The organism is Cupriavidus sp. IK-TO18, from assembly GCF_015549295.1.
Taxonomy (GTDB): Bacteria; Pseudomonadota; Gammaproteobacteria; order Burkholderiales; family Burkholderiaceae; genus Cupriavidus; species Cupriavidus oxalaticus_A.
Genome location: NZ_JADGMP010000045.1, coordinates 78069 through 102661, shown reverse-complemented (window position 1 = coordinate 102661; position 24593 = coordinate 78069). Strand labels below are relative to the sequence as shown.

Sequence of the window (24593 nt, the reverse complement as noted above, 5' to 3'; positions counted from 1 at the left end):
TTTCCCTGACGATTTCCCGTGGTAGCCAGCATCCAGCCCCCGCTCTTACCCCTGGCCCCTCTCCCGCAAGCGGGAGAGGGGAGCACGCCCTCAGCCCAAGGAGAGGTCTTCGTCCTTCTCGATGACGCCACTGCCCCGGTGCCACAGGCCGCATCGCGTCTCTACACCAGCTTCCTCCACGAAGACGTACTGCCCGCTGGCAGCGATACCGCCCGGCTCGACGCGATGCTCGCCGAAGGTTGGCGACAAGGCTGGCACGCCACGCTGTTCGCCCCTTACGAGTTCGGCGGCGCGCTGGTCGACGCCCCGGTCCACACCGGCGGGACGATGCCGTGCCATGACGGTGCGCTGCGCCTGCTCTGGTTCCGCGAGCTGCGCCACCTCGACGGCGCGGCCGTGACTGAATGGCTCCAGGGTAACGCCACGCCTGCGCCTGCCGGCCTGATGGACGTCGCCTCCGATACTCCGCGCGAAGCCTTCGACGACGCCATCGCCCGCATCCACCAGTGGATCGAGGCCGGCGACACCTACCAGGTCAACTACACCCAGCGCCTGCGCTTCCATGCCTTCGGCGATCCGCTGGCGCTGTACGCCGCGCTGCGCGCCGCGCAGCCGGTGCCCTACGGCACGCTGGCACGGCTGCCGGGCGACGCCTGGGTGCTGTCGCTGTCGCCGGAGCTGTTCGTGCGCCACGACGGCGGCGGCCACCTGCTGACGCGCCCGATGAAGGGCACCGCGCCGCGTTCGGGCGATGCGCAGCGCGACGCGCAGGCCGCGGCCGCGCTCGCCGCCGATGCCAAGAACCGCGCCGAGAACGTGATGATCGTCGACCTGCTGCGCAACGACCTGGGCCGGATCGCGCAGCCGGGCAGCGTGGCGGTGCCCGAGCGCTTTGCCGTGCAGCCGTTCGGCGCGGTACTGCAGATGACCTCGACGGTCACCGCCACGGCGCGTCCAGGGACCGGCTTCGGCGCGCTGATGGCGGCGCTGTTCCCATGTGGCTCGATCACCGGCGCGCCCAAGCGCCGCACCATGGAGATCATCGCCGCGCTGGAAGGCACGCCGCGCGGCCTCTACACCGGCGCGATCGGCTGGATCGATGCCCCGCAAGCCGGTGCCGCCATGGGCCCGTTTGCGCTGTCCGTGGCAATCCGCACCCTGGTGCTGGCGCCGCCAGCGGCCAGCGGGCTGCGTTCCGGCGAGATGGGCGTCGGCGGCGGCATCGTCCACGACAGCGTGGCCGCCGAGGAATTCGCGGAATGCGGCTGGAAGGCGCGCTTCCTGACGCGGCTCGATCCCGGCTTCACGCTGTTCGAGACCATGCGTGTGCAGGACGGTGAATGCCTGCACGCGGACCGCCACCTTACGCGCCTCGGAAATTCGGCGCGTGCGTTCGGGTTTGCCTTCGATGCCGACGCTGCACGGGCAGCGGCGGTGACGCAGGCCGGGCAACTTGGCGCCGGTACCTGGCGCCTGCGCATGGCGCTGGACAAGGCGGGCACGCTGTCCATCTCCAGCGGCGCGGTTGTGCCGTTGCCGGTGCCCGTCTCGGTCGACCTGGCGCCCGAAACATTGCCCGACGTCGATCCGTTGCGCCGCCACAAGACCAGCGCCCGCGCCGTCTACGACGCCGGCTGGCAAGCCGCGGAGCGCGCCGGCGGCTTCGACCGCCTGTTCTTCAATACCCGTGGCGAGTTGCTGGAAGGCGGGCGCAGTTCGGTTTTCGTCCGCATCGATGGCCGCTGGCTGACGCCGCCGCTGTCGGCCGACATCCTGCCCGGGGTGATGCGCGCGGTCGTGCTGGAGCAAGGCGGCGCGGCACTTGGCGCGCCCGGTGAAACGGTAGAGGAGGGCGTCATCACTCGTGCCATGCTGGCGCGTGCCGACGCCGTCGTGGTAGTCAGTGCACTGCGCGGCGCAATGCCGGCAACGCTCATCTAGGCGCTACGGGTGATGCGTGTCCAGCACGCCGTCGCCCAGCTTCCAGCGCACCACGCCCGGCAGGTTGATCAGCTCGCGGTCGTGGCACACCATGATCACGGTGCGGCCTTCGGTGGCGAGGTCGCGCACCAACGCAATCACCTGTTCGCGTGCATGGCCGTCGAGACTCGAGGTCGGTTCGTCGAGCAACAACAGCTCCGGCTCCAGCACCTTGGCGCGCGCCAGCGCCACACGCTGGATCTCGCCGCCCGACAGGTATTCGGGCGCGGTATCCTGCAGGTGCGACACGCCGGCCCAGCCCAGCGCCTCGCCCACGCGCCGCGCGATCTCGTCGTGCGGCAGGCGGCGCGCATGCAGGCCGTAGGCGATGTTCGCGCGCACCGAAGTGCGGAACAGGTAGGGGTGCTGGTGCAGATAGGCAATGCGCTGGCGCACCGCCAGCGGCAGCGGATCGAGCGGCGCGCCATGGGTCTGGCCGTTGGCATCGGTCCATTGCACGGTGGCGCCGGGCGCGCGTTCCAGCCCGGCCAGCATGCGCAGCAGCGTGGTCTTGCCGGCGCCATTCATGCCGGTCAGCACGATCGCGGTGGCGCGCGGGATCAACAGCGTGTCGATGGCAAACAGGCGGCGCAGGCCGATGGTGCGGGCCAGCCCGCGCACGGTCAGCAACGGGGAGGCCGGTGGTTGGGATGCCGCTGTCATCGCCGGAACCCTCCTGCGCCCTGCAGCCACGCCATGCCGATATTGACCAGCAGCGCCAGCGCCACCAGCACGATGCCCAGCGCGATGCCCTGCGCGAATTCGCCCTTGCTGGTTTCCAGCGCGATCGCGGTGGTGATGGTGCGGGTCGAGCCTTCGATATTGCCGCCGATCATCAGCGCCGAACCGACCTCGGCGATCACGCGCCCGAAGCCCGCCACCACCGCCGCCATCAGCCCGAAGCGCAGCTCGCGCAGCACGGTAAAGAAGGTGCGCCAGCGCCCGGCGCCCAGCACCCACGCGGTTTCGCGCAGGCGTACATCGGCACCCTGCAGCGTCGACAGCGCAAACGCCAGCACCACCGGGAAGCCGATCACCGCCTGCCCCAGCACCATGCCCGACGGCGTGAACAGCAGGTGCAGGCTGCCCAGCGGCCCCTGGCGCGTCAGCAAGAGATAAAGGATCAGCCCGACCAGCACGGTCGGAAACGAGAGAAAAGCCTGCACCACCACCACCACCGCGCGCCGCCCCGGGAACTGCCGCGTGGCGATCAGCCAGGCGGCGGCGATGGCGGGCACGGTGGCGAGCGCCAGTCCCAGCACCGCGATGGCCAGCGAGGTCCAGACGATGAACCACAGCCCCGCGTCGCCGCTGCCGAGCAGGCGGAATGCGGCGGCGGTGGCGGCAGCGATCTCCACCGGGTCAGGCGGAGAAGGTGTGCTCGGGAGCGGGGAAGCTGCCGTCCTTGACCGCGGCCACGTAGGCACGCACGGCGCCTTCGATCGAGGTCTGGCCTTCCATGAAGTTGCGCACGAACTTTGCCTTGCGGCCGGGGTAGACGTTGATCATGTCCTGCAGCACCAGCACCTGGCCGGTGCAGTCGGCGCCGGCGCCGATGCCGATGGTCGGCACCTTCAGCAGCTGCGTGATCTCGCCGGCGAGCTTGGCCGGCACCGCTTCCATCAGCACCACCTGCGCGCCCGCTTCCTGCAGCGCCAGCGCGTCGCGCTTGAGCTGCGCGGCGCCCGCGTCGGTCTTGCCCTGCACCTTGAAGCCGCCCAGCGCATGCACCGACTGCGGCGTCAGGCCAATATGCGCGCACACCGGGATGCTGCGCTCGACCAGGAATTTGACGATAGGCGCGAGCCAGTCGCCGCCTTCGAGCTTGACCATCTGCGCGCCGGCCTTCATCAGCGTGACGGCGCTGGCAAACGCGGTTTCCGGCGTTGGGTAGGTGCCGAATGGCAGGTCGGTCACCAGCATGGCGGTCTGGTTGCCGCGCACCACGCATTCGGTGTGGTAGGCCATGTGTTCCAGCGTCACCGGCAGCGTGGTCTGCTGGCCCTGCATCACGTTGCCCAGCGAATCGCCGACCAGGATCATCTCGACGCCGCAGTAGTCGAGCAGCGCCGCGAAGCTGGAGTCGTACGCGGTCAGCATGGCGATTTTCTCGCCGGCGTCGCGCATCGCCTGCAATTTGGGGATCGTGATGGTCTTGCGGGAGGGGTCGAGGAGGTAACTCATGGCAGTGCCCGAAGGTGACGGCGGGTTGTGCCGCTAAACCACCCGCGATACCACGCAGGGCAACGGCTGCCGTCGTTATTGTGTTGTGGCTGGCAGGCGGGGCCTGTCAGGGCGCAGCGAGATTGAGAAAGGCCTTGCGGCCGCGCATGATTTCAATGCGCGACAGTAGTGTACGGAAATCGTCATCGTTGTCCACCGGATTGAAGTGGGCGGTATCGACGACCAGTACCGGGGCCTCGTCGTAGCGGTGGAACAGTTCGCCGTAGGCGTCGGCCAGCCGCTGCAGATAGTGTTCGTCGATGCCGGCCTCGCCCGGCTCGCCGCGGCGCACGATGCGCTCGCGCAGCAGCGACGGCGTGGCCTGCAGCACGATGACCAGGTCGACCCGCTGCGGCGGCAGGCTGAAACGCGCGGCAATGGCGTCGTACAGCGCCAGTTCGTCAGGCGCCAGCGTCAGGGCCGCGTGCAGGCGGTCCCTGGCCATCAGGAAATTGCTGACCATGCGCTGGCCGGCCAGCAGCGCGGCCTGCCATTGCTGCAGCTGCGCGGCGCGCTGCGTCAGGCACCACAGCTGCATTGCCAGCGCGTGGCGCGCGGGATCGCGGTAGAACGGTTCCAGGAAGGGGCTGCGGCGCGCGCAGTCAGGCAGCTCGTGCGCCTGCAGCGTGTGCGCCAGGCGCTGGGCCAGCGAGGTCTTGCCCGATCCGACGGGGCCTTCGACGACGATGCGGCGCAGGTGGTCGAGCATGGCGCTTTGCGCGGATGACCCGGGAGCCTCAGCCGTTGCTGCCGGCCCTGCCTTCGGCCTGCAGGCGCAGGCACTTGCAGGTGGAGACTTTCTCGATGCGCTGGGACGTCACGCCGGCCAGGAAGTCGGCGGCGCGGCCGCGCCCGGGGATCGACAGTTCGGCGTCCAGCTCCACCAGCGGCACCAGCGTGAAGGCGCGCTCGGTCACGCGCGGATGCGGCACGGTCAGGTGCTCGTCGTCGTATTGTTCGTTGCCGAACACAAGGAGATCCAGGTCGAGCGTGCGCGGCGCGTTGCGGAACGGGCGCTCGCGCCCGAACTGGTCCTCGATGTGGTGGCAGATGCGCAGGAGCTGCGACGCGGTGAACGAGGTCTGCACCTTGACCACCGCGTTGTAGTAGTCGTCGCCGCCGGCATCGACTGGCGCGGTGCGATAGAGCGAGGAACGCGCCAGCACCGTGATGCCGACCTGCTGGGCCAGGCACACGATGGCGTCCTTGATGGCCTGGCGGGCATCGCCCAGATTTGCGCCGATGCCGATGAAGGCGAGAGTCATTTACGTTTCCTCCGGCTGGCCGGGGCCGGCATGTGCTGCCTGGCCCGCGTCCGAGTCGCTCCGGGAAGAAACTTTATCCGATTTCCGCGGACTGCGTCGGCGGCGCTTCTTGCGCGCCGGGCCTTCGCCTTCCGCACCCTGGGCTCCGCCCTGGCCGCCACCCTGGCCCCGCGCGCCGCGCACGGCGTCGATCAGGTCTTCGCGCTCATGTGGCTCGGCGTTCTGGAAGTCCTGCCACCAGGCGGCCAGCTCTTCCGGCAGCTCGCCGGACTGGCAGCGCAGCTGCAGGAAATCGTAGCCGGCACGGAAGCGCGGCGACTCCAGCAGGCGGAACGGCATGCGGCCGACGCGCTTCTCGAAGCGCGGCTGCATGCCCCAGATATCGCGCATGTCGGTGACGAAACGGCGCTGGATCGCCAGCTGGCCGGTCTGCTTTTCGAGCACCGAATCCATGGCGCTGTTGAGCGCGGCGATGGCGTGCTCGCCTTCGTCGCGCAACTGGTTCCAGCGCTGCAGCACGTGGTGCCACAGCAGCGCGGCAAACAGGAAGCCCGGCGACACCGGCTTGCCGGCCTGCACGCGGCGGTCGGTGTTATCCAGCGCCAGCTGCACGAAGCGCTGGCCCATGGGCTGCTCCAGCGCCACGTCCAGCAGCGGCAGCAGGCCCTTGTGCAGGCCCGCCTTGCGCAGCTCCTGCAGCGAGGCCCAGGCGTGGCCGGACATCAGCAGCTTGAGCATCTCGTCGAACACGCGTGCGCTGGGCACGTTGTGGATCAGCTCGGCCAGGCTGGCGACCGGATGGCGCGTGGCCTCGTCGATATCGAAGCCGGTCTTGGCAGCAAAGCGCACCACGCGCAGCATCCGCACCGGGTCTTCGCGGTAGCGCGTGGCCGGGTCGCCGATCATGCGCAGCGTGCGGGCGCGGATGTCTTCCATGCCGTGATGGTAGTCATGCACGGTCTGCGCGGCCGGGTCGTAGTACATCGCGTTGATGGTGAAGTCGCGGCGTTCCGCGTCTTCGGCCTGCGAGCCCCACACGTTGTCGCGCAGCACGCGGCCCGAGGCGTCGATCGCATGGGTCTTGCTGTCGAGCTCGGCGCGCTTCAGGCGGCGGCCTTCGGGCAGGGTCTCGCTGGCGATGGCGTCGACCAGCGCACGGAAGGTCGAGACCTCGATGATTTCCTGCTCGCGCCCGCCGTAGAAGGTCACGTGCACGATCTGGAAGCGGCGGCCGATGATGCGCGAGCGGCGGAACAGCGACTGCACCTGCTCGGGCGTGGCATTGGTGGCGACGTCGAAATCCTTGGGCTTGATGCCGAGCAGCAGGTCGCGCACGGCGCCGCCGACGATATAGGCCTGGTAGCCGGCCTGCTGCAGCGTCGAAGTGACCTTGACGGCATTGCGCGACAACAGCGTGGGGTCGATCTGGTGCTCGTCCACGTTGACGATGCGCGGCGTATGGGCGCGGCCGGTGCGGCGCTGCTTGGGGCCGGGCTTGCCCAGCAGCCTGGTAATGAGCTTCTTGATCACGTCAGAACAGATCCATGATGCGCCAGCCGGCCGCGGCGGCGTGGTGGCGCAGGCGATCGTCCGGATTGGTGGCGATCGGCTCGGAGACTTTTTCCAGCAGGGGCAGGTCGTTGGCCGAGTCGCTGTAGAAGGTGGTGGTCTCGAAGTTGTCCCAGGTCGCGCCCTGGGCCTTGAGCCAGGCTTCGACGCGGGTGATCTTGCCTTCGCGGAAACTCGGCACGCCGAAGACATCGCCGGTGAACTGGCTTTCCGGCTTGCCGTCGACGGTGGCGGGCTCGGTCGCGATCAGGTGCTTGATGCCGAAGGCGGCGGCGATCGGCGCCGTGACGAAGCTGTTGGTGGCGGTCACCACCGCGCACAGGTCGCCGGCCTCGATGTGCTTGTAGACCAGCGCGCGCGCCTGCGGCGTGATCACCGGGTCGATCACCTCGTGCATGAACTGCGCGCGCATGGCGTCGAGCTTGTCGCGCGGGTTGGCCGCCAGCGGCCCCAGCGCAAAGCGCAGGAACGCCTGGATGTCCAGCGTGCCCGCCTTGTAGTGGTTGTAGAACTCGTCGTTCTTCTGCCGGTAAATTTCCTCGTCGACGATGCCCAGGCGGACCAGGAAGCGGCCCCATTCGTGGTCGCTGTCGGTCGGGATCAGGGTGTGGTCGAGGTCAAAGAGTGCCAGATTCATGGGGCGCGATTTTACCTTAAGGCAGGATGGGGTAAGGGAGCGGGCGGGGCGGGGCCGTCGCCTAGTCCCGGAATTCAGCGAACATCTCGCGCAGCAGCGGCAGCGTGACCGGCCGCTTGCGTTCGAGCGAGTAGGTATCGAGCGCGTCGAGCAGCGCCATCAGGCTGGGCATGTCGCGGTAGTGGCGCGTGACCAGCCAGTGCGTGATCTCGGGCGACAGCTGCAGGCCGCGCTCGCGTGCCGCTTGCAGCACCGCGGCCTTCTTGTCGTCGTCGGACAGCGGCGCGACCTGGTACACCAGGCCCCAGCCCAGCCGGGTGCGCAGGTCTTCCCGCACTGGCATGGCGCGCGGGGCCAGGCCGCCGGCGACCACCAGCGCGGTGCGCACGTGGGCGCGCACCTCGTTGTACAGCGAAAACACCGCGATCTGGCGCGCTTCGTCCAGCAGCTCGACATCGTCGACGGTGTAGAGCTGGCACCACGGGTCGAACAGGAAGTCGGACAACGGGTGGTGCGGGCTCAGGTAGCGCGAGCGGATGCCATGCTGTGGCGCTGCCTCGCAGACCGCGTGCAGCAGGTGGGTGCGGCCGCAGCCGACCTCGCCCCACAGGTAGACCAGCCGGTCGGTGGCGCGCTCCTGCGCGACCGCGGCGGGCAGCTCCTGCAGGCGCTGCACCGGCTCGCGGTTGGCCGCCACCACGAAATTCTCGAAGGTCGAAGGCGGCGGACTGCCCAGTTCGAGCGACAGTTGCTTGTTGGGACGCGGGGACATGACGTATGGCTAACTTGCGGGGTGGCGTCTGGGGGATGGGGTCGGGATAGTGGCAGCCGTTATTTTCGGTACAGGTCGCTGGCCACGTAAACCCGGCGCAGCTGCCGCGCGCCGACCAGCAGCACGGCGCACGTCGGCAGCGCCAGCAGCACGCCAAAGAAGCCGAACAGCTGGCCGAAGGCAAGCAGCGCGAAGATCACCACCAGCGGGTGCAGCCCGATGCGCTCGCCCACCAGGCGCGGCGTCAGGTAGAAGCTCTCGATGAACTGGCCGAAGCCGTACACCACCGCCACCGCACCCAGCCCATACCAGTTGCCGAACTGCAGCATCGCCGCCAGGATCGCCATGACCAGCCCGACACCGAAGCCGATATACGGGATAAAGACCGCCAGCCCGGTGAAGACCCCGACCGGCACGCCGATATCGAAGCCGGCAATGGTCAGCCCGATCGAGTAGATCGCCGCCAGGATCACCATCACCAGGATCTGGCCGCGCAGGTATTGCGACAGCAGGGCATCGGTCTCGTTGGTCAGCTCGCGCACCTTGGGCACCCAGCGGCGCGGCACCACGCCCTCGATGCGGCGCATCACCATGTGCCAGTCCATCATCAGGTAGAACATGACGATGGGCACGATAAAGATGATGCCCGCCACCTCGATCAGTGCCGAACCCGACATCTTGACGTAGTTCAGCAACACCACCAGCAGGTCTTCCGGGCTGGCCGAGAAGCGGTCCGACAGCATGCTGCGCAGCCCCGGGAAGTCAAAGCGCACGCGCACGCCGAACTCCGCCAGCCGCGGCGCCACCACGGAATTGAGCTTTTTCAGCAGGATCGGCAACTGCTCGCGCACCTGCGGGATCTCGCGCTGGAGCACCGCGATCAGCAGCAGCACCAGCATCACGCAGATCACCGTCAGCAGCAGGATCATCAGCGTCACGCCGATGGCGCGCGGCACCCGGCGCCGTTGCAGCCAGTCCACACCCGGGTTCAGGATATAGGCGAAGATGAACGCGAACAGGAACGGCGTCAGCACCGGCGCCAGCGCGATGATCGCGGCGAACAGCGCGGCGGCCACTGCGATCCAGAGCAGGATGCGTTTGGTCTCGTGGTTCAGCAGCGGGGCGTTCATCAAATAATCTGGGCAAGAGGCGGCAGGGCGGGTTTTCGGCATAGTTGGCCGGAAACTGGAAGCCGGGGGCCTCTATCCGTTAAAATTGCGATTCTACTGGACTCGCGCCCGCCTTCCGATGCCAAGCGGCGGAAGCTGCAACGGAAGCCCCGACTGCGCGAGCGCCGGATTTGTCACTTTAGTTCCTCCCTTTATTCCTCCAGGACAAGCAGGTTCCCATGAGCGCATCCCCGACCGACGGCCAGGCCGGCCTTTCCTACCGCGACGCCGGTGTTGACATCGATGCCGGCGACGCGCTGGTCGACCGCATCAAGCCGTTTGCCAAGCGCACCATGCGCGAAGGCGTGATGGCCGGCATCGGCGGGTTCGGTGCGCTGTTCGAGCTGTCGAAGAAATTCCAGGAGCCCGTGCTGGTGTCGGGCACCGACGGCGTGGGCACCAAGCTCAAGCTGGCGTTCCAGCTGAACCGCCACGACACCGTCGGCCAGGACCTGGTCGCGATGAGCGTCAACGACATCCTGGTGCAGGGCGCCGAGCCGCTGTTCTTCCTGGACTACTTCGCCTGCGGCAAGCTGGACGTCGACACCGCCGCCACCGTGATCCAGGGCATCGCCCGCGGCTGCGAACTGGCCGGCTGCGCGCTGATCGGCGGCGAGACCGCTGAAATGCCGAGCATGTACCCGGACGGCGAATACGACCTGGCCGGCTTTGCCGTCGGCGCGGTCGAGAAGAAGAAGATCATCGACGGCAGCACCATCACCCCGGGCGACGTGGTGCTGGGCCTGGCGTCGTCGGGCGCGCATTCCAACGGCTATTCGCTGGTGCGCAAGATCATCGAGGTGGCCAAGCCGGACCTGAATGCCGACTTCCACGGCCAGCGCCTGCAGGACGCCATCATGGCGCCGACGCGCATCTACGTGAAGCCGCTGCTGTCTCTGATCGAGACCCTTCCGGTCAAGGGCATGGCCCACATCACCGGCGGCGGCCTGACCGAGAACGTGCCGCGCGTGCTGGCGCAGAACGTGACTGCCGTGCTGCATCGTGATGCCTGGGCCCTGCCGCCGCTGTTCCAGTGGCTGCAGGCGCAGGGCCGCGTGGCCGACGACGAAATGCACCGCGTCTTCAACTGCGGCATCGGCATGGTGGTGATCGTGGCCAAGGAAGACGCCGAACGCGCCATCCGCCACCTGCAGGCCGCCGGCGAAGCCGTGTGGGAGATTGGTGAGATCCGCGAACGTGCCGAGGGCGAGGCCCAGACCATCGTGATCTGACGCGACCCCAGCGTTTCACACATACAGAAAACGGCGCTTGCCTTCGGGCATGCGCCGTTTTTTTTCGTCCGTGCCCTGGCGGATATGGTGGTTAGGTGTTTACCCGAACCCGCTGCCACCATTTGTGGCAGATATCGCTTTAGTGCATTGCACCAAATTCCAGCATGCATATGCACCATATCTGACAAACAATATTTTGCTTGATTGTATGGCGGTTTATGTCCTAATGTACTGAGCAAAGGCGAGGCGCATGCATGCCCCGTCGGAGACAACCCCGCGCGCAACCGGCGACCGATGCGCAGCGGGCAGGCCAGGGACCATTGGAGGAACACCATGCAAGCAGTCAGCATCGACGCCGCGGGAAAAGGCGCGTCGGCCAAGAAACAGTCAGTCGCGCGCGTCGCCGGGGCCAGCCTGGCCGGCACTACGCTGGAGTTCTACGACCACTTCATCTACGGATCGGCCGCGGCGCTGGTCTTCCCCAAGCTGTTCTTCCCGCAGAGCGATCCGCTGACCGCGACGCTGCTGTCCTTCGCCAGCTATGGCGTGGCATTCGTGGCGCGGCCGCTGGGCGCGGCCATCTTCGGCCACTTCGGCGACAAGATGGGCCGCAAGTCGATCCTGATCATCACGCTGCTGATGATGGGCCTGGCCACCTTCGGCATCGGCCTGCTGCCGACCTATGCCGCGGCTGGCGCGCTGGCGCCGCTGCTGCTGGTGCTGCTGCGCGTGGTGCAGGGCCTGGCGCTGGGCGGCGAGTGGGGCGGGGCCGCGATCATGGTCAACGAGCTTGATCCCGAAGGTAAGCGGCGCGGCATCCTCGGCAGCCTGGTGCAGCTGGCGGCGCCGATCGGCTTGCTGCTGGCCAACGGCATCTTTGCGCTGGTGACGTGGCAGGTGTCCGAAGAAGCCTTCCTCAGCTGGGGCTGGCGCGTGCCGTTCCTGCTGTCGGCGCTGCTGGTCGGGGTCGGGCTCTATATCCGCTCCAACGTGCGGGAATCCGGCATGTTCGAGAAGCTGGAGGAATCGCATGCCGAAGCGCGCGCGCCCATCATGGAAGTGCTGCGCAACTACAAGAAGCAGCTGTTGATCGCCTTCGGCGCGCGGCTGGGCGGCGACATCGCCTTCTATGTGTTCACGCTGTTCCTGCTGTACTTCGTGCCGACCAAGCTGGGCCTGCCCAAGAGCATCGCGCTTAACGCCGTGCTGCTGGGCGCGGTGGCGCAGATCCTGTTCATCCCGATCGCTGGGCTGCTGGCTGACCGCATCGGGCGCCGCCCGGTGCTGATGATCGGCGGTATCGGCGGCGCGGTGTGGGCCTTTGTCTTCTTTGCCATGGTCAAGACCGGCAGCCCTGCGCTGATTATGCTGGCCTCGTTCGTCGGCATGGTGCTGGTGTCGTTCATGTTCTCGCCGCTGGCCTCGTTCCTGCCCGAGCTGTTCGCCACCCGGGTGCGCGTCACCGGTGCCTCGCTTGGCTTCCAGTTCGCCGGCGTGTTCGGCGGCGCGCTGGCCCCGCTGATCGCGATCGGCCTGCTCGACCGCTTCGGCAGCACCGCGCCGGTGGCGATCTACCTGGCGGTGGTGTGCGCGCTGATCGCGGTCGCCGCGGCCGCCGCACGCGAAACCGCGCGGATGCACCTGTCCGACGCAGACCGTTGAAGACAACCTCGGGGGCGCCCGGCGCGCCCCTTCTTTTCCTTACGTGACGAACATCGTGAAACAGTTTGACCTGATCATCCGCAACGGCACCGTGGTGACTGCCAGCGACACCATGCAATGCGACATCGCCGTCAGGGACGGCCGGATCGTGCAGCTCGGCCTTGACCTGGGCGAAGCCACGGAGGTCATCGACGCCAGCGGCAAGCTGGTGCTGCCGGGCGGCGTCGATGCGCACTGCCACCTGGACCAGCCCATGCCGGACGGCCTCAGGATGGCCGACGACTTCCGCACCGGCTCGGTCTCGGCCGCGTGCGGCGGCACTACCACCGTGATCCCTTTCGCCGCGCAGGAGAAGGGCCATTCGCTGCGCGCGGCGGTGGACGACTACCATCGCCGCGCCGGCGGCAAGTCGGTGGTCGACTATGCCTTCCACCTGATCGTTGCCGACCCGACCCATGCCGTGTTGCAGGACGAACTGCCGGGGCTGATCCGCGAGGGCTATTCGTCGTTCAAGATCTACATGACCTACGACGACCTCAAGCTTAACGACCGCGAGATCCTCGAGGTGCTGTCGGTGGCGCGCCAGGAAGGCGCGCTGGTGATGGTGCATGCCGAGAATTCCGACTGCATCGCGTGGCTGACCGACAAGCTCGAGGCCGCTGGCAACACCGCGCCGCGCTTCCATGCGCTGGCCCGGCCGATGGCGATCGAGCGCGAGGCCACGCACCGCGCCATCACCTTCTCCGAGCTGGTCGATGTGCCGATCCTGATCGTCCACGTCTCCGGCAAGGAAGCGGTGGAGCAGATCCGCTGGGCGCGCAACCGCGGCATGAAGATCTTTGCCGAGACCTGCCCGCAGTACCTGTTCCTGACCGCCGACGACCTGGACCAGCCCGACTACCACGGCGCCAAGTGCGTCTGCAGCCCGCCGCCGCGCGACCGCGGCAACCAGGAGGTGATCTGGGACGGGCTTGCCGACGGCCTGTTCACCATCTTCTCGTCCGACCACGCGCCGTTCCGCTACGACGATCCCGAGGGCAAGAAGCCCGGCGGGAAGGAAGTGCCGTTCCAGTACATCCCCAACGGTATCCCGGGCCTCGAGACGCGCCTGCCGCTGCTGTTCTCGGCGGGCGTCAACGGCGGCCGCATCTCGGTGAACCAGTTCGTGGCGCTGACCTCGACCAATCCCGCCAAGCTGTACGGCCTGCACCCGCGCAAGGGCACCATCGCCATCGGCGCCGACGCCGACCTGGTGCTGTGGGATCCGAAGCGCGAAGTGCAGATCCGCAATGCCGACCTGCACCACGCCGTCGACTACACGCCGTATGAAGGACAGCGCGTGACCGGCTGGCCGGTGACCACGCTGGTGCGCGGCAAGGTCATCGCGCATGAAGGCGAAGTGCGCGCCGAGGCCGGCCATGGCGAGTTCCTGCCGTGCGCGCTGCCGGAGATGGCGCGGCCGCGCTACCGCACCTCGGGCGGCAGCCTGTGAATGCGGTGGTTTTTTCGATGATCTGACCGACACTGCCGATATGGAACTGACCAACAGCCTGGACGCCGCCACCATCGCCGGGCGCGTGGCCGCCGGCCGCCTCGATCCCGCCGAGGTGGTGGCCGCGTTCCAGGCCCGCATCGCGGCGCGCAACGACCAGCTCAACGCCGTCTTCGAACAACGCCAGGAGCTGGTCGACGCCGACCTGGCGCAGCTGCGCGCACGGCTGGCGCAGGGCGAGCGCCCGCTGCTGGCGGGCGTGCCGGTGATCGTCAAGGACGTGATCTGGAGCCAGGGCCGCCGCGTCACGCAGGGCTCGCAGCTGTACCGCGACTTTATCGCGCCGGCCGATGCGATCGCGGTCGAGCGCCTGCGCCGCGCCGGCGCGATCGTGCTCGGCATGGGCAATACCTCGGAGTTCGCCTGCAAGGGCCTGACCACCAACAAGGTCTACGGCCTGACGCGCCATCCGCTCGACGCCACGCTGACCGCCGGCGGGTCGTCCGGCGGCTGCGCGGTGGCGGTGGCTGCCGGCATGGCGCCGCTGGCGCTGGGCACCGACGGCGGCGGCTCCAGCCGGCGCCCGCCCGCACATGCCGGCGTGGTCGGCTTCAAGCCGTCCTATGGCGCGATTCCCGATTCGATCGGCTTTGCCCACGCCTTCAACGGCATCCAGGTGATCGCGCCGATCACGCGCACCGTGTCCGATGCGGCGCTGATGTTCGAGGCGCTGGCCGGCGCCGATGCACGCGATCCGGATACGCTGGGCTTCAGCCTGGCGGCAGAGCGCCCGCTGCATACGCTCAGGATCGCGCTGAGCCCGCGGCTGGGCTTCGATACGCCGGTCGACGATGACGTCGCCGAAGCCTGCGCGCAGGCAGTGGCGCGGCTGCAGGCGGCAGGCCTGAGCATCGAGATGGCCGACCCGGCCTGGCCCCGGGGCGCCGACGAGGCAGCACTGATGCCGCTGCAGCACGTGGGGCTGGCCAATCTCTACGGCGACGCCTGGCGCCGCGATCCCGATGTATTCGATCCGGATGTCGCGCGCCAGATCGAGCGCGGGCTGGCGTGGACCGGCGCCGACGTGGCGCGTGCGCGCGAAGCCAGCCACCAGATCGCGCTGGCCATGGCGGAGTTCTTTACCCGCTACGACTTGCTGCTGTGCCCGACCACGCCGTGCGTGGCGTGGCGTAACGACCGGCTCGGGCCCGAACGGATCGGCGGCGTTGCCGTCGAGCCGCGCGCCCATGCGGTCTTCACCCCTTTCTTCAACCATGCGCTGGCACCGGCGATCTCGGTGCCTTGCGGCAGCGGCCGCGACGGCCTGCCGGTGGGCCTGCAGATCGCCGGCCCGCGCGGCGCCGACCGCACCGTGCTGGCCGCGGCCAGGCTTGCCGAACGCGTGCTCGCGGCGCGGCCCGGCGCTAACGGATAACTACGGATAACAAAGATATGCGAATTCTTGTCCTCAATCCCAATACCAGCGAAGGCATCACCGCGCGGCTGATGGCCGCGGCCACGCCGGTGGCATCGCCCGGCACCGAGCTGGTGCCGCTGACCGCCAGCCGTGGCGTGCCGTATATCGCCACGCGCGCCGAGGCGCAGATCGGCGGCGCCATTGCGCTGGAGATGCTGGCGGAACGCCACACGGAATTCGACGCCGCGATCATCGCCGCCTTTGGCGATCCCGGCCTGATGGGCGCGCGCGAGCTGTTCGACCTGCCGGTGGTAGGCATGGCCGAGGCGGCCATGCTGTCGGCCTGCATGCTGGGCCGGCGCTTTTCGATCGTCACTTTCGCGCGCGCCCTCGGCCCCTGGTACGAGGAATGCGTGGACATGCACGGCCTGCGCGGCCGGCTGGCCGGCATCCGCATGCTCGACGGCAGCTTTGCCTCGGTCTCGGACGTGCAGGAAGAAAAGGAAGCGGTGCTGGTGGAACTGGCCAACCGCGCCGTGGTGGAAGACGAGGCCGACGTGGTGATCCTGGCCGGCGCGCCGCTGGCGGGCCTGGCCGCGCGCGTGCGCGATCGCATCCCGGTGCCGGTGGTCGACCAGATGGCTGCCGCGGTCAAGCAGGCCGAGGCGCTGGTCGCGTTGCAGCCGCGCAAGGCCAGCGCGGGCACGTTCCGGCGTCCGGATGCCAAACCGACGATCGGCCTGGCGCAGGCGCTGGCGGCGCGCATCGAGCACCGCTGAACACTGTCTGTCCAACACCGCGTCATTTCCGCGCGCAGCGGGAATGACGCCGGCCTTACACCGCGGCGAACACCGCTTCCAGGTCCACTTTCTCTTCAGCCGGCAATTCCAGCCGCAGTGTGCTCTCGACATGCTCGAGGTGCTCGTCCATCAGCTGCGCCACGCGCTCGCCATCGCCGGCTTCCAGCGCATCGACGATATCGTCATGCTCGTGATGCGGGCACGACGGCACGCCCGGCGCGTCGTACAGCGCGATGATCAGGCATGTCAGCGAGCACAGCTCGCGCATGTACTTGCCCAGGTACTGGTTGCCGGTCAGCTCGGCCAGCCTGCAGTGGAATTCGCCTGACAGCCGGATGATGGCGCGCCGGTCGTTGCTGTCGCGCGCCTGCGCTTCCTCGCGCGTGGTCGCGCGCAGCGCTTTCAGCCCGGCCGCATCGATCGCGCCGGCAAGGTCGCGCACCAGCGCCGGTTCGAGCAGGCGGCGCGAATGCAGCACCTGCCTGGCTTCGGCCACGCTCGGGCTCGACACGAAGGTGCCGCGGTTCGGGTGCACCGTCAGCACGCCTTCATGGGCCAGCTTGCCGAAGGCGAGCCGCACCTTGGTGCGGCTGACGCCGAATACGCTGCCCAGTTTTTCCTCGACCAGCTTGGTGCCGGGCGGCAGCCGGTGTTCCCAGATCGCGGTCAGGATACGGTCGGCGATTTCCTCCACCGACGCACCGCGCGCGTTGTCCGCATCGTTTTCGTTGGCATTGCCCAGGGCAGGCGCGGGCTGGTCGGTTCTGGTTCGTGGCATGGCGGGTCGGCGCGGGTGGTCCGAAAAAGACATTCGGTGCCGTCATTGTATGGCGGCTTGCCATCAAGTGTATAACACCGGCGGTGGACCGGTTGCCAGCGCCGGCGGATTTACTTCGCCTTGCCCAGCCTGGCCAGCGCGTCGCCGGTGACGCGGCAAATGCGCCAGTCGGGCAGCACTTCGGCGCCCATGGCCTGGTAGAAGTCGATCGACGGCTGGTTCCAGTCCAGCACCGACCACTCGAAGCGGCCGCAGCCACGCTCGACCGCCAGCGCGGCGAGGTGCTGCAGCAACGCCTTGCCCAGGCCGTGGCCACGCCAGGCCGGGTCGACGTAAAGGTCTTCCAGGTACAGGCCGGGTTTGGCGAGGAAGGTGGAGAAGTTGTGGAAGAACAGGGCGAAGCCGACCGCCTTGGGCGCGCCATTGGCGTCAACTTCAACCAGCACCGCTTCGGCGTGCGGCGTGGCGCCGAACAGCGCTTCCTCGATCTTTTGCGGCGTGGCTTCGACGATATGCGTCAGCTTTTCGTATTCGGCCAGCGCCAGGATCAGGTTGAACAGGGTTTCGCTGTCGGCAGCGGTGGCGGGGCGCAGGGTGAAGGCGGATCTGGACATGTCCGTGAGTAGGCAAGAACAGGATCCGCGATTATCGCCTGTGCATCACATTGCCGTCAGTGGCCAAAGTCCGCCAGCTTGCGCACCTCGTCAACATAGCCCGGCGCCAGGCAGTCCACCACCAGCCGCTCCGGCGTGCTGCGCAGCCAGGTCAGCTGGCGCTTGCACAGCTGGCGCGTGGCAGCGATGCCGCGCTCGCGCATGGTGTCGAAATCGCACTCGCCGTCGAGGTATTCCCACACCTGCCGGTAGCCGACGCAGCGGATCGACGGCAGCCCCGGATGCAGGTCCTCGCGTGTGCGCAGGCGGCGGACTTCGTCAATAAAGCCGTTGGCCAGCATGGCGTCGTAGCGCTGCGCGATGCGCGCATGCAGCGCCAGCCGGTCCGAGGGCTCGAGCGCGATCACGCGGTAGCGCTGGTCTGCGGCACCGGCAAAGGTGCGGCCCTCGGCCTGGCGGGCCAGCAGCGCCGACATCGGCTGGCCCGAAAGCCGGTGGATTTCGAGCGCGCGCTGGATGCGCTGCGCATCGTTGGGCGCCAGGCGCGCCGCGGTGACGGGGTCGACCTGCGCCAGCATCGCATGCAGCGCCGGCCAGCCGCGCTCGGCGGCGAGCTGGTCCAGCTCGGCGCGCACCGCGGGGTCGGCCTGCGGCAAGTCGTTCAGCCCCTGCGTCAGCGCCTTGTAGTAGAGCATGGTGCCGCCCACGATCAGCGGTACGTTGCCGCGCGCGCGGATCTCGCCGATCAGCCGCCCGGCATCGGTGACGAACTGCGCCGCGGAATAGCTCTCGACCGGATCGATGATGTCGATCAGGTGGTGCGGCGCCGCGGCCAGTTCTGCGGGCGTGGGTTTGGCCGTGCCGATGTCCATTTCGCGGTACACCAGCGCTGAGTCCAGGCTGATGATCTCCACCGGCGCATCGGCCGCCAGCGCCAGCGCGGCGGCGGTCTTGCCCGAGGCGGTGGGCCCGAGCAGGCAGACCACGGGTGCAGGCGTGGCGGAATCGTCAGGTACGGCGGACATCGTCGGCAGAGTCGTAAAGAGGCGGTGGCGCTTACTGGCCGCGCAGGAACAGGCGGTCCAGCTCGGTCACGGTCAGTTGCACCCAGGTCGGGCGGCCGTGGTTGCACTGGTCGGCGCGCTCGGTCTGCTCCATCTGGCGCAGCAGCGCGTTCATTTCCTCGACGGTGAGCTTGCGGTTGGCGCGCACCGCGCTGTGGCAGGCCAGCGTGGCCAGCAGCTCGTTGCGGCGCTCGGCCAGCACGCGCGAGCCGCCGTAGGCGTGCAGGTCGCGCAGCACGTCGCGCGCCAGCGCTTCGGCGTCGGCCTGTTGCAGCAGCGCGGGCACCGCGCGCACCGCCAGCGTGGTCGGCGATACCGGCGTGATGTCGAAGCCGAGCAGCGCCAGCGTTTCCTGGTGCTCCTCTGCCGAGCCGATTTCCACCGGGCTGGCGGGCAGCGTGACCGGGATCAGCAGCGGCTGCACGGCCAGGTCGCGCGCGTCCAGGCCGGCCTTGATCTGCTCGTAGAGGATGCGTTCGTGCGCGGCGTGCATGTCCACCAGCACCAGCCCGCGCGCATTCTGCGCCAGCACATAGATGCCGTGCAGCTGGGCGATGGCATAGCCGAGGGGGTGGTCGTCGGTGGTGTCTGCCGCGTCGGCGGAGGCCGGCGGCAGGCGGTCGAGCAGGCCCGGCGGCTCGTCGGCGCGCGCGGCCTGCGCATCGGCCAGCCAGGCGGGCGGCTGCGCCGAAGCGCCGGGAAAATTGCCACCTGGAGCGCCATACGGGCGCGGCGTCGGCGCGGTCGCGTCGCGCACCATGCCGAGGTAGGCCTGGCGCGGCTGCGCAATGCCGAGCTCGGTCTGCCGCGCCGCGGAGTAGTTGACCCACTGGCTGCCACCACCGCCGCTGCCGCCGCCAAATGACGGTCGGGCGCCCGCAGGCGCCGCAGCCGGCAGCCGGATCTCGCCGTCCTCATCGGTATGCAGGCTGTCGCCGTTCTCGCCGGCCTGGCGTGCCAGGCTGCGCTGCACCGCGTGATAGATGAACTGGTGCACCGCGCGCGATTCGCGGAAGCGCACTTCGATCTTGGAAGGGTGCACGTTGACGTCGACCATCTCCGGCGGCAGGTCCAGGCACAGCACGTACGACGGGAAACGGTCGCCGTGCAGCACGTCCTGGTAGGCGCTGCGCACCGCGTGGTTGAGCAGCTTGTCGCGCACGAAGCGGCCGTTGACGAAGAAGTACTGCTGGTCGGGCCGCCCCCGCGACGCGGTGGGCAGGCCGGCAAAGCCGTACACGTGCAGCGTGTCGGCCTGTTCGTCCAGCGGCAACCGCGCCCGCGCGAAGTCGGCGCCCAGCACCTGCGCGGTGCGGTTGGCGACGTCGCCGGCGTTCCAGTGCTCCAGCGGCTTGCCGTTGTGGTGGACCGAGATGGCCACGTCCGGCCGTGCCAGCGCCACCCGGCGCACCATCTCCAGGCAATGCCCGAGTTCGGTCTGCTCCGATTTCAGGAACTTTCGGCGCGCCGGCGTGTTGAAGTAGAGATGCTGCACGTCGACCGTGGTGCCGACTCCGCCAGACGCCGGCTGCACGGTGCCGGTATCGGCACTGACCTGCGTGGCATGGGCGTCGGCAGCGGTGCGGCTGGTCAGCGCAAGCTGGGAGACGGAAGCGATCGAGGCCAGCGCCTCGCCGCGGAAGCCCAGCGTCAGCACCGATTCCAGTTCGTCGAGCGACGCAATCTTGCTGGTGGCGTGGCGCATCAGCGCCACCGGCAGCTCGGCGGCGGGGATGCCGCAGCCGTTGTCGGAGATGACGATGCGCCGCACGCCGCCTTCTTCCAGCCGGATGCCCAGCTGCGTGGCACCGGCGTCCAGCGCGTTTTCCAGCAGCTCCTTGACCACCGACGCCGGGCGCTCCACCACTTCGCCGGCGGCGATCTGGCTGATGAGCTGGTCCGGCAGCGGACGGATCGGACGCGGCAGCTGGGAGGTGCGAAGGGTGGCGCGAAGGGTGGTGCGAACGGGGCTCTGGCTGGCGGAATCGGGCATCCGGCGATTATACGTGGCCGTCCACGCAGAGTCGGCGCCACCGGCCCGCGACAAGTGGCGGAAGGGCACGCCGGCTCTTGTATGATTCATGCCAGGGCGGCACGCGCCGCGTGGACTTGTGCAGTCAACCAAACCATATCGGGGAACGACTTGGAATTCGCTTTGCAGCTCATCGACATGCTGGTCCATGTCGACAAATACCTCGGCACCGTCATCGACCAGTATGGCCACTGGGTCTATGCCATCCTGTTCCTGATCGTGTTCGCCGAAACCGGGCTGGTGGTCCTGCCGTTCCTGCCGGGCGACTCGCTACTGTTTATCGCCGGCGCCTTCTGCGCTACCGGCGCCATGAACGAATGGGCGCTGGTGGGCCTGCTGCTGGTGGCGGCCGTCACTGGCAATACCGTCAACTACTGGGTGGGCAGCTGGATCGGGCCCAAGGTGTTCGACCACCAGTGGCGCTTCCTGGACCAGGATGCGCTGCGCCGCACCCATGATTTCTACGAGCGGCATGGCGGCAAGACCCTGGTGATGGCGCGTTTCGTGCCGATCGTGCGCACCTTTGCGCCGTTCGTCGCCGGCGTGTCGCAGATGACCTTCGCGCGCTTCCAGATGTTCAACGTGCTGGGCGCGCTTGCCTGGGTGGTCGGGCTGGTCTTTGCCGGTTACTTCTTCGGCAACCTGCCGTTCATCAAGCAGTACCTGAACCTGATCGTGCTGGCGGGGATCGGCGCGGCGGTGGTGCCGCTGGTGCTGGGCGGACTGTGGAAGCTGGTGCGCGGCAATCGCCGCCGGCCCTCGCGCGTGGAGCGCTGAAGCGCCTGTAATATCTGACGCAGCCCCGTCAGTTGAGGCTGCGGCTCATCATGCGCAGTGCCGGCATGCGCTCGCGGATCTGGCCGATATCGGCGGCATCGGGGCGTGCCTGCACATAGGCTTCCAGGTCGGCCAGCGCCGGTCGGAAGCACTCCAGGTTGGCATACGCCAGCCCGCGGTCGCGCACTTCCTCGATCGAACCCGGCAGCAGGATCACCAGGCGGTTCTGCACCGCCAGCAGCCGCTGCCAGCGTGACTCCTGCAGGTAGATCGCCTTCAGGTTGCGCAGCATGCGCGCGACGATCTCGCGATGGCTGGCCGCGCGCAGGAACAGGCCCAGCGGCACCTGCCCGGAATCGGTGATGCCTTCGCGCTCCAGGTACGGATCCAGCATTTCCTGCAACTGCTCCTTCGAGAGCGTTTCGCCGGTCAGCGGGTCCAGGATCACCTCGCCCGCCGGGATGGTCATGCGCAACAGGAAATGGTTGGGGAACGACACCCCCTTGAGGGGCAGGCCGATCTGTTGGCCCAGTTCCATGAACAGCACCGCCAGCGAGATGGGGATGCCGCGCCGCTGCCGCACCACCACGTTCAGGTACGAGTTGTCCGGATCGTAGTAGTCGTTGGCGTTCGGGCCAAAGCCAAGGTCGCGATAGAAGAAATGATTCAGCAGCCGCAGCCGCTGGATTGCCGGCGTGCCTTCGGCGATCCGGCGCTTCAGGCGCAGCGCCAGCACGTCCAGTGCGGCCAGCTCGGCCTGCAGGTCCAGGTCCGGATAGGCATCCTGCGCGATGGACAGTGCGGTCTCGGTCAGCGGGATGCCGTTTTCGTCAGCCACGAGGCTGGCGAAGTAATCCAGGACTTTGGTGGATGTCATATCGGATTCCCGGTGCCGCCAGGGGCGCCGCGCGCAGCGTGGGTCACCACGCCTAGGCGGCGCGCCGCTTGAAGGCGGAATAGCGCAGTCCCATGAGCCACAGTGTACCGAAGTAGACCACCGCTGCAAGTACCAGGCACGACGCGAGCAGCGCGATGCGCAGCAGCGGCGTGGCGCCCAGGCCGATCCAGTCGAAATTGCGCGCGAACCAGAGCAGCATGCCCGACAACAGCAGCACCGAGGTGCCCAGCCGCGCCAGGAACAGCCACCAGCCCGGCGCCGGCTTGTACAGGCCGCGCCGGCGCAGGCCGAAGAACAGCAGCAGCGCATTGATGGTGGCGCCGGCACTGATCGACAGCGCCAGGCCCGCATGCCCGAGCCACGGCACGAACACGACGTTGCATGCCTGCGTGATCACCAGCACCAGCAGCGCGATCTTGACCGGCGTGCGGATGTCCTGGCGCGCATAGAAGCCGGGGGCCAGGATCTTGATGGCGATCAGCCCCAGCAGGCCGGTGCCGTACGACACCAGCGCCTGGCGCGTCATCTCGACGGCGTGGGCGTCGAACTTGCCGTAGTGGAACAGCACCGCGGTCAGCGGTGCGCCGAACACGAACAGCCCCACCGCGCAGGGCACCGCCAGCAGGAAGGTCAGCCGCAGGCCCCAGTCGAGCAGGCCGGAGTACTCCGCATGGTCTTCCTTGGCGCTCGCCTTCGACAGGCTCGGCAGCAGGATCGTGCCGAGCGCCACGCCCAGCAGCGCGGTCGGAAATTCCATCAGCCGGTCGGCATAGGTCAGGTACGAGACGCTGCCCGCGGCCAGGTGCGAGGCGATGTTGGTATTGATGATCAGGCTGATTTGCGCCACCGACACCGCCAGCAGCGCCGGCCCCATCTGGCGCAGGATGCGGCGCACGCCGGGATCGGACCAGGCAGTGCGCACATTGAAGCCCAGGCGCGGCATCACGCCCAGGCGGCGCAGCGCCGGCACCTGGATCGCCAGCTGCAGCACGCCGCCGACCAGCACGCCCCACGCCTGCGCATAGATCGGCTGGTCCATGTGCGGGCCGACGAACAGGGCGGCCACGATCAGGCACAGGTTCAGCAGTACCGGCGTAAACGCCGGCACGGCAAACTTGCGCCATGTGTTCAGGATGCCCGAGGCCAGCGCCACCAGCGAGATCAGGCCGATGTACGGGAACATCACCCGCGTCATGAAGACAGCGGCGGTATAAGTCTCGCTCTGCCCGCGGAAGCCGGTCGCCACCGCCGTCATCACCAGCGGCGCGCCGATCACGCCCAGCAGCGACACGCCCATCAGCACCCAGGTCATTACCGTGGCGACGGCGTCGATCAGCGCCTTGGTCTGCTCCTCGCCACGCTTGCTGTGGTATTCGCCGAGGATGGGCACAAACGCCTGCGAGAACGCGCCCTCGCCGAAGATGCGGCGCAGCAGGTTGGGGATGCGGAAGGCGACGTTGAACGCATCGGTCATCTCCGACGCGCCGAACGCGCGGGCGATCAGGATCTCGCGCACGAGGCCGGTGATGCGCGACAGCATCGTCAGGCTGCTGATGGTGGCGAGCGCTTTGAGCAGGTTCAAGGTGTGGATCGGAGCGGGACGGTGGATCGGTGCGGGCGCGGGCCGCGGGGCGGCGTGTGCCGGACGTGGCGCCCGGGACGCCTTTCAGACGTGGGCAACGCGGTAAAGTTGCCGGCTCGCCACGCGCACCGGCGCGATGTGGCGCATATTATACGGATCGCCTGTGACAGGCCCCGCACGCGTCGGCAAAGTCCCAGCAGTCTTGCGCCGTGTGTCGGCATCTGTGTATAATTGCCGATTCACAAGGACAGTTGCGTTCCGGATTCGTGTGTCAGTGCATCCCGGGTCGCTCGATATGACTTAATTGTTGTGTCCCCCGCGGCACGCATCTGAATTCAGGATATTTTCGAAATGGCAAATTCCGCACAAGCTCGCAAGCGCGCCCGCCAGGCCGTCGCCCAGAACGCTCACAACTCCAGCCTGCGCTCGCGTCTGCGCACCGCCGTCAAGGCCGTCCGCAAGGCCATCGACGCCGGCGACAAGGCTGCTGCCGCTGAAGTGTTCAAGAACTCGCAAGCTGTGATCGACAGCATTGCCGACAAGAAGATCGTGCACAAGAACAAGGCTGCACGTCACAAGTCGCGCCTGTCGGCCGCCATCAAGGCCATGGCTGCTGCCTGATTGTTGTGT

Annotated in this window: 23 protein-coding genes; 8 read left to right on the top strand and 15 right to left on the bottom strand. The window is 68.1% G+C overall.

Going from position 1 to position 24593, the window contains the following annotated elements:
- The first annotated feature begins 18 nt into the window (after window positions 1–18).
- Entirely contained in the window at window positions 19–1941 is a 1923-nt protein-coding gene (locus tag IPF36_RS31100; protein ID WP_195431934.1) for a bifunctional anthranilate synthase component I family protein/class IV aminotransferase, read from the top strand.
- 3 nt (window positions 1942–1944) lie between these two features.
- Here the strand turns inward: IPF36_RS31100 and IPF36_RS31095 are convergent, their stop codons facing one another.
- From IPF36_RS31095 to IPF36_RS31055, 9 genes are all read right to left on the bottom strand, one after another.
- Window positions 1945–2643, bottom strand: a complete 699-nt coding sequence (locus IPF36_RS31095; RefSeq protein WP_133092260.1) for an energy-coupling factor ABC transporter ATP-binding protein — start codon at window positions 2641–2643, stop codon at window positions 1945–1947.
- Window positions 2640–3338 carry an ABC transporter permease gene (locus tag IPF36_RS31090; protein WP_133092259.1) on the bottom strand — a complete coding sequence of 233 codons (699 nt, stop codon included), beginning with the start codon at window positions 3336–3338 and terminating at the stop codon, window positions 2640–2642. The genes IPF36_RS31095 and IPF36_RS31090 overlap by 4 nt, the downstream gene beginning before the upstream one ends.
- Before the next feature lie 4 nt (window positions 3339–3342).
- Window positions 3343–4164: a 3-methyl-2-oxobutanoate hydroxymethyltransferase gene (gene panB, locus IPF36_RS31085; protein ID WP_195431933.1), complete on the bottom strand. Its 822-nt coding sequence runs from the start codon at window positions 4162–4164 to the stop codon at window positions 3343–3345.
- 106 nt (window positions 4165–4270) lie between these two features.
- Window positions 4271–4912, bottom strand: a complete 642-nt coding sequence (locus IPF36_RS31080) for a deoxynucleoside kinase (RefSeq protein ID WP_195431932.1) — start codon at window positions 4910–4912, stop codon at window positions 4271–4273.
- Window positions 4913–4940: 28 nt separating this feature from the next.
- Entirely contained in the window at window positions 4941–5468 is a 528-nt protein-coding gene (gene folK, locus IPF36_RS31075) for a 2-amino-4-hydroxy-6-hydroxymethyldihydropteridine diphosphokinase (RefSeq protein WP_133092256.1), read from the bottom strand.
- A complete protein-coding gene (gene pcnB / locus IPF36_RS31070) occupies window positions 5469–6998 on the bottom strand; it encodes a polynucleotide adenylyltransferase PcnB (RefSeq protein ID WP_135705887.1) in 1530 nt (509 codons plus the stop codon).
- 1 nt (window position 6999) lies between these two features.
- Window positions 7000–7674: an HAD family phosphatase gene (locus tag IPF36_RS31065; RefSeq protein ID WP_133092254.1), complete on the bottom strand. Its 675-nt coding sequence runs from the start codon at window positions 7672–7674 to the stop codon at window positions 7000–7002.
- A gap of 61 nt (window positions 7675–7735) precedes the next feature.
- Window positions 7736–8446 (bottom strand): DnaA regulatory inactivator Hda, encoded by a 711-nt coding sequence (gene hda / locus IPF36_RS31060; protein WP_133092253.1) that lies wholly within the window; start codon window positions 8444–8446, stop codon window positions 7736–7738.
- Window positions 8447–8505: 59 nt separating this feature from the next.
- Window positions 8506–9576, bottom strand: coding sequence for an AI-2E family transporter (locus tag IPF36_RS31055; protein WP_133092252.1), 1071 nt, complete (start codon window positions 9574–9576; stop codon window positions 8506–8508).
- A 218-nt stretch (window positions 9577–9794) separates the two neighbouring features.
- Between IPF36_RS31055 and purM the strand changes: the two genes are divergently transcribed.
- The 5 genes from purM to IPF36_RS31030 all read left to right on the top strand — a co-directional run bounded on the left by purM (window position 9795) and on the right by IPF36_RS31030 (window position 16197).
- Entirely contained in the window at window positions 9795–10847 is a 1053-nt protein-coding gene (gene purM, locus IPF36_RS31050; protein WP_133092251.1) for a phosphoribosylformylglycinamidine cyclo-ligase, read from the top strand.
- A 333-nt stretch (window positions 10848–11180) separates the two neighbouring features.
- The gene (locus IPF36_RS31045; protein WP_133092250.1) at window positions 11181–12509 is read left to right on the top strand and encodes an MFS transporter; all 1329 of its coding nucleotides are present in this window, start codon (window positions 11181–11183) and stop codon (window positions 12507–12509) included.
- Between the two features lie 55 nt (window positions 12510–12564).
- Complete coding sequence (gene hydA / locus IPF36_RS31040) at window positions 12565–14001, top strand: dihydropyrimidinase (RefSeq protein ID WP_195431931.1); 1437 nt, start codon at window positions 12565–12567, stop codon at window positions 13999–14001.
- Window positions 14002–14041: 40 nt separating this feature from the next.
- Complete coding sequence (locus IPF36_RS31035; protein WP_195431930.1) at window positions 14042–15436, top strand: amidase; 1395 nt, start codon at window positions 14042–14044, stop codon at window positions 15434–15436.
- 17 nt (window positions 15437–15453) lie between these two features.
- Window positions 15454–16197 carry an aspartate/glutamate racemase family protein gene (locus IPF36_RS31030; protein WP_133092247.1) on the top strand — a complete coding sequence of 248 codons (744 nt, stop codon included), beginning with the start codon at window positions 15454–15456 and terminating at the stop codon, window positions 16195–16197.
- A 55-nt stretch (window positions 16198–16252) separates the two neighbouring features.
- On the opposite strand, the gene IPF36_RS31025 is transcribed toward IPF36_RS31030, so the two are convergent.
- From IPF36_RS31025 to mutL, 4 genes are all read right to left on the bottom strand, one after another.
- Window positions 16253–16996 (bottom strand): GntR family transcriptional regulator, encoded by a 744-nt coding sequence (locus IPF36_RS31025; RefSeq protein WP_135705883.1) that lies wholly within the window; start codon window positions 16994–16996, stop codon window positions 16253–16255.
- A 110-nt stretch (window positions 16997–17106) separates the two neighbouring features.
- On the bottom strand, window positions 17107–17610 hold the full coding sequence (locus tag IPF36_RS31020; RefSeq protein WP_135705882.1) for a GNAT family N-acetyltransferase: 504 nt from the start codon (window positions 17608–17610) through the stop codon (window positions 17107–17109).
- A gap of 56 nt (window positions 17611–17666) precedes the next feature.
- Window positions 17667–18635 (bottom strand): tRNA (adenosine(37)-N6)-dimethylallyltransferase MiaA, encoded by a 969-nt coding sequence (gene miaA, locus IPF36_RS31015; RefSeq protein WP_135705881.1) that lies wholly within the window; start codon window positions 18633–18635, stop codon window positions 17667–17669.
- A 31-nt stretch (window positions 18636–18666) separates the two neighbouring features.
- Window positions 18667–20667: a DNA mismatch repair endonuclease MutL gene (gene mutL, locus IPF36_RS31010; RefSeq protein ID WP_195431929.1), complete on the bottom strand. Its 2001-nt coding sequence runs from the start codon at window positions 20665–20667 to the stop codon at window positions 18667–18669.
- 162 nt (window positions 20668–20829) lie between these two features.
- Here mutL and IPF36_RS31005 point away from each other — a divergent pair, with 162 nt between their 5' ends.
- A complete protein-coding gene (locus IPF36_RS31005) occupies window positions 20830–21483 on the top strand; it encodes a VTT domain-containing protein (RefSeq protein ID WP_133092380.1) in 654 nt (217 codons plus the stop codon).
- 28 nt (window positions 21484–21511) lie between these two features.
- Here the strand turns inward: IPF36_RS31005 and IPF36_RS31000 are convergent, their stop codons facing one another.
- Together IPF36_RS31000 and murJ are read right to left on the bottom strand one after the other, a co-directional pair.
- Window positions 21512–22360, bottom strand: a complete 849-nt coding sequence (locus IPF36_RS31000; RefSeq protein WP_133092242.1) for a SirB1 family protein — start codon at window positions 22358–22360, stop codon at window positions 21512–21514.
- A 52-nt stretch (window positions 22361–22412) separates the two neighbouring features.
- Entirely contained in the window at window positions 22413–23963 is a 1551-nt protein-coding gene (murJ, locus tag IPF36_RS30995; RefSeq protein ID WP_133092241.1) for a murein biosynthesis integral membrane protein MurJ, read from the bottom strand.
- A gap of 351 nt (window positions 23964–24314) precedes the next feature.
- On the opposite strand from murJ, the gene rpsT reads away from it, so the two are divergent.
- The gene (rpsT, locus tag IPF36_RS30990; protein WP_063240209.1) at window positions 24315–24584 is read left to right on the top strand and encodes a 30S ribosomal protein S20; all 270 of its coding nucleotides are present in this window, start codon (window positions 24315–24317) and stop codon (window positions 24582–24584) included.
- Window positions 24585–24593: the final 9 nt, after the last annotated feature.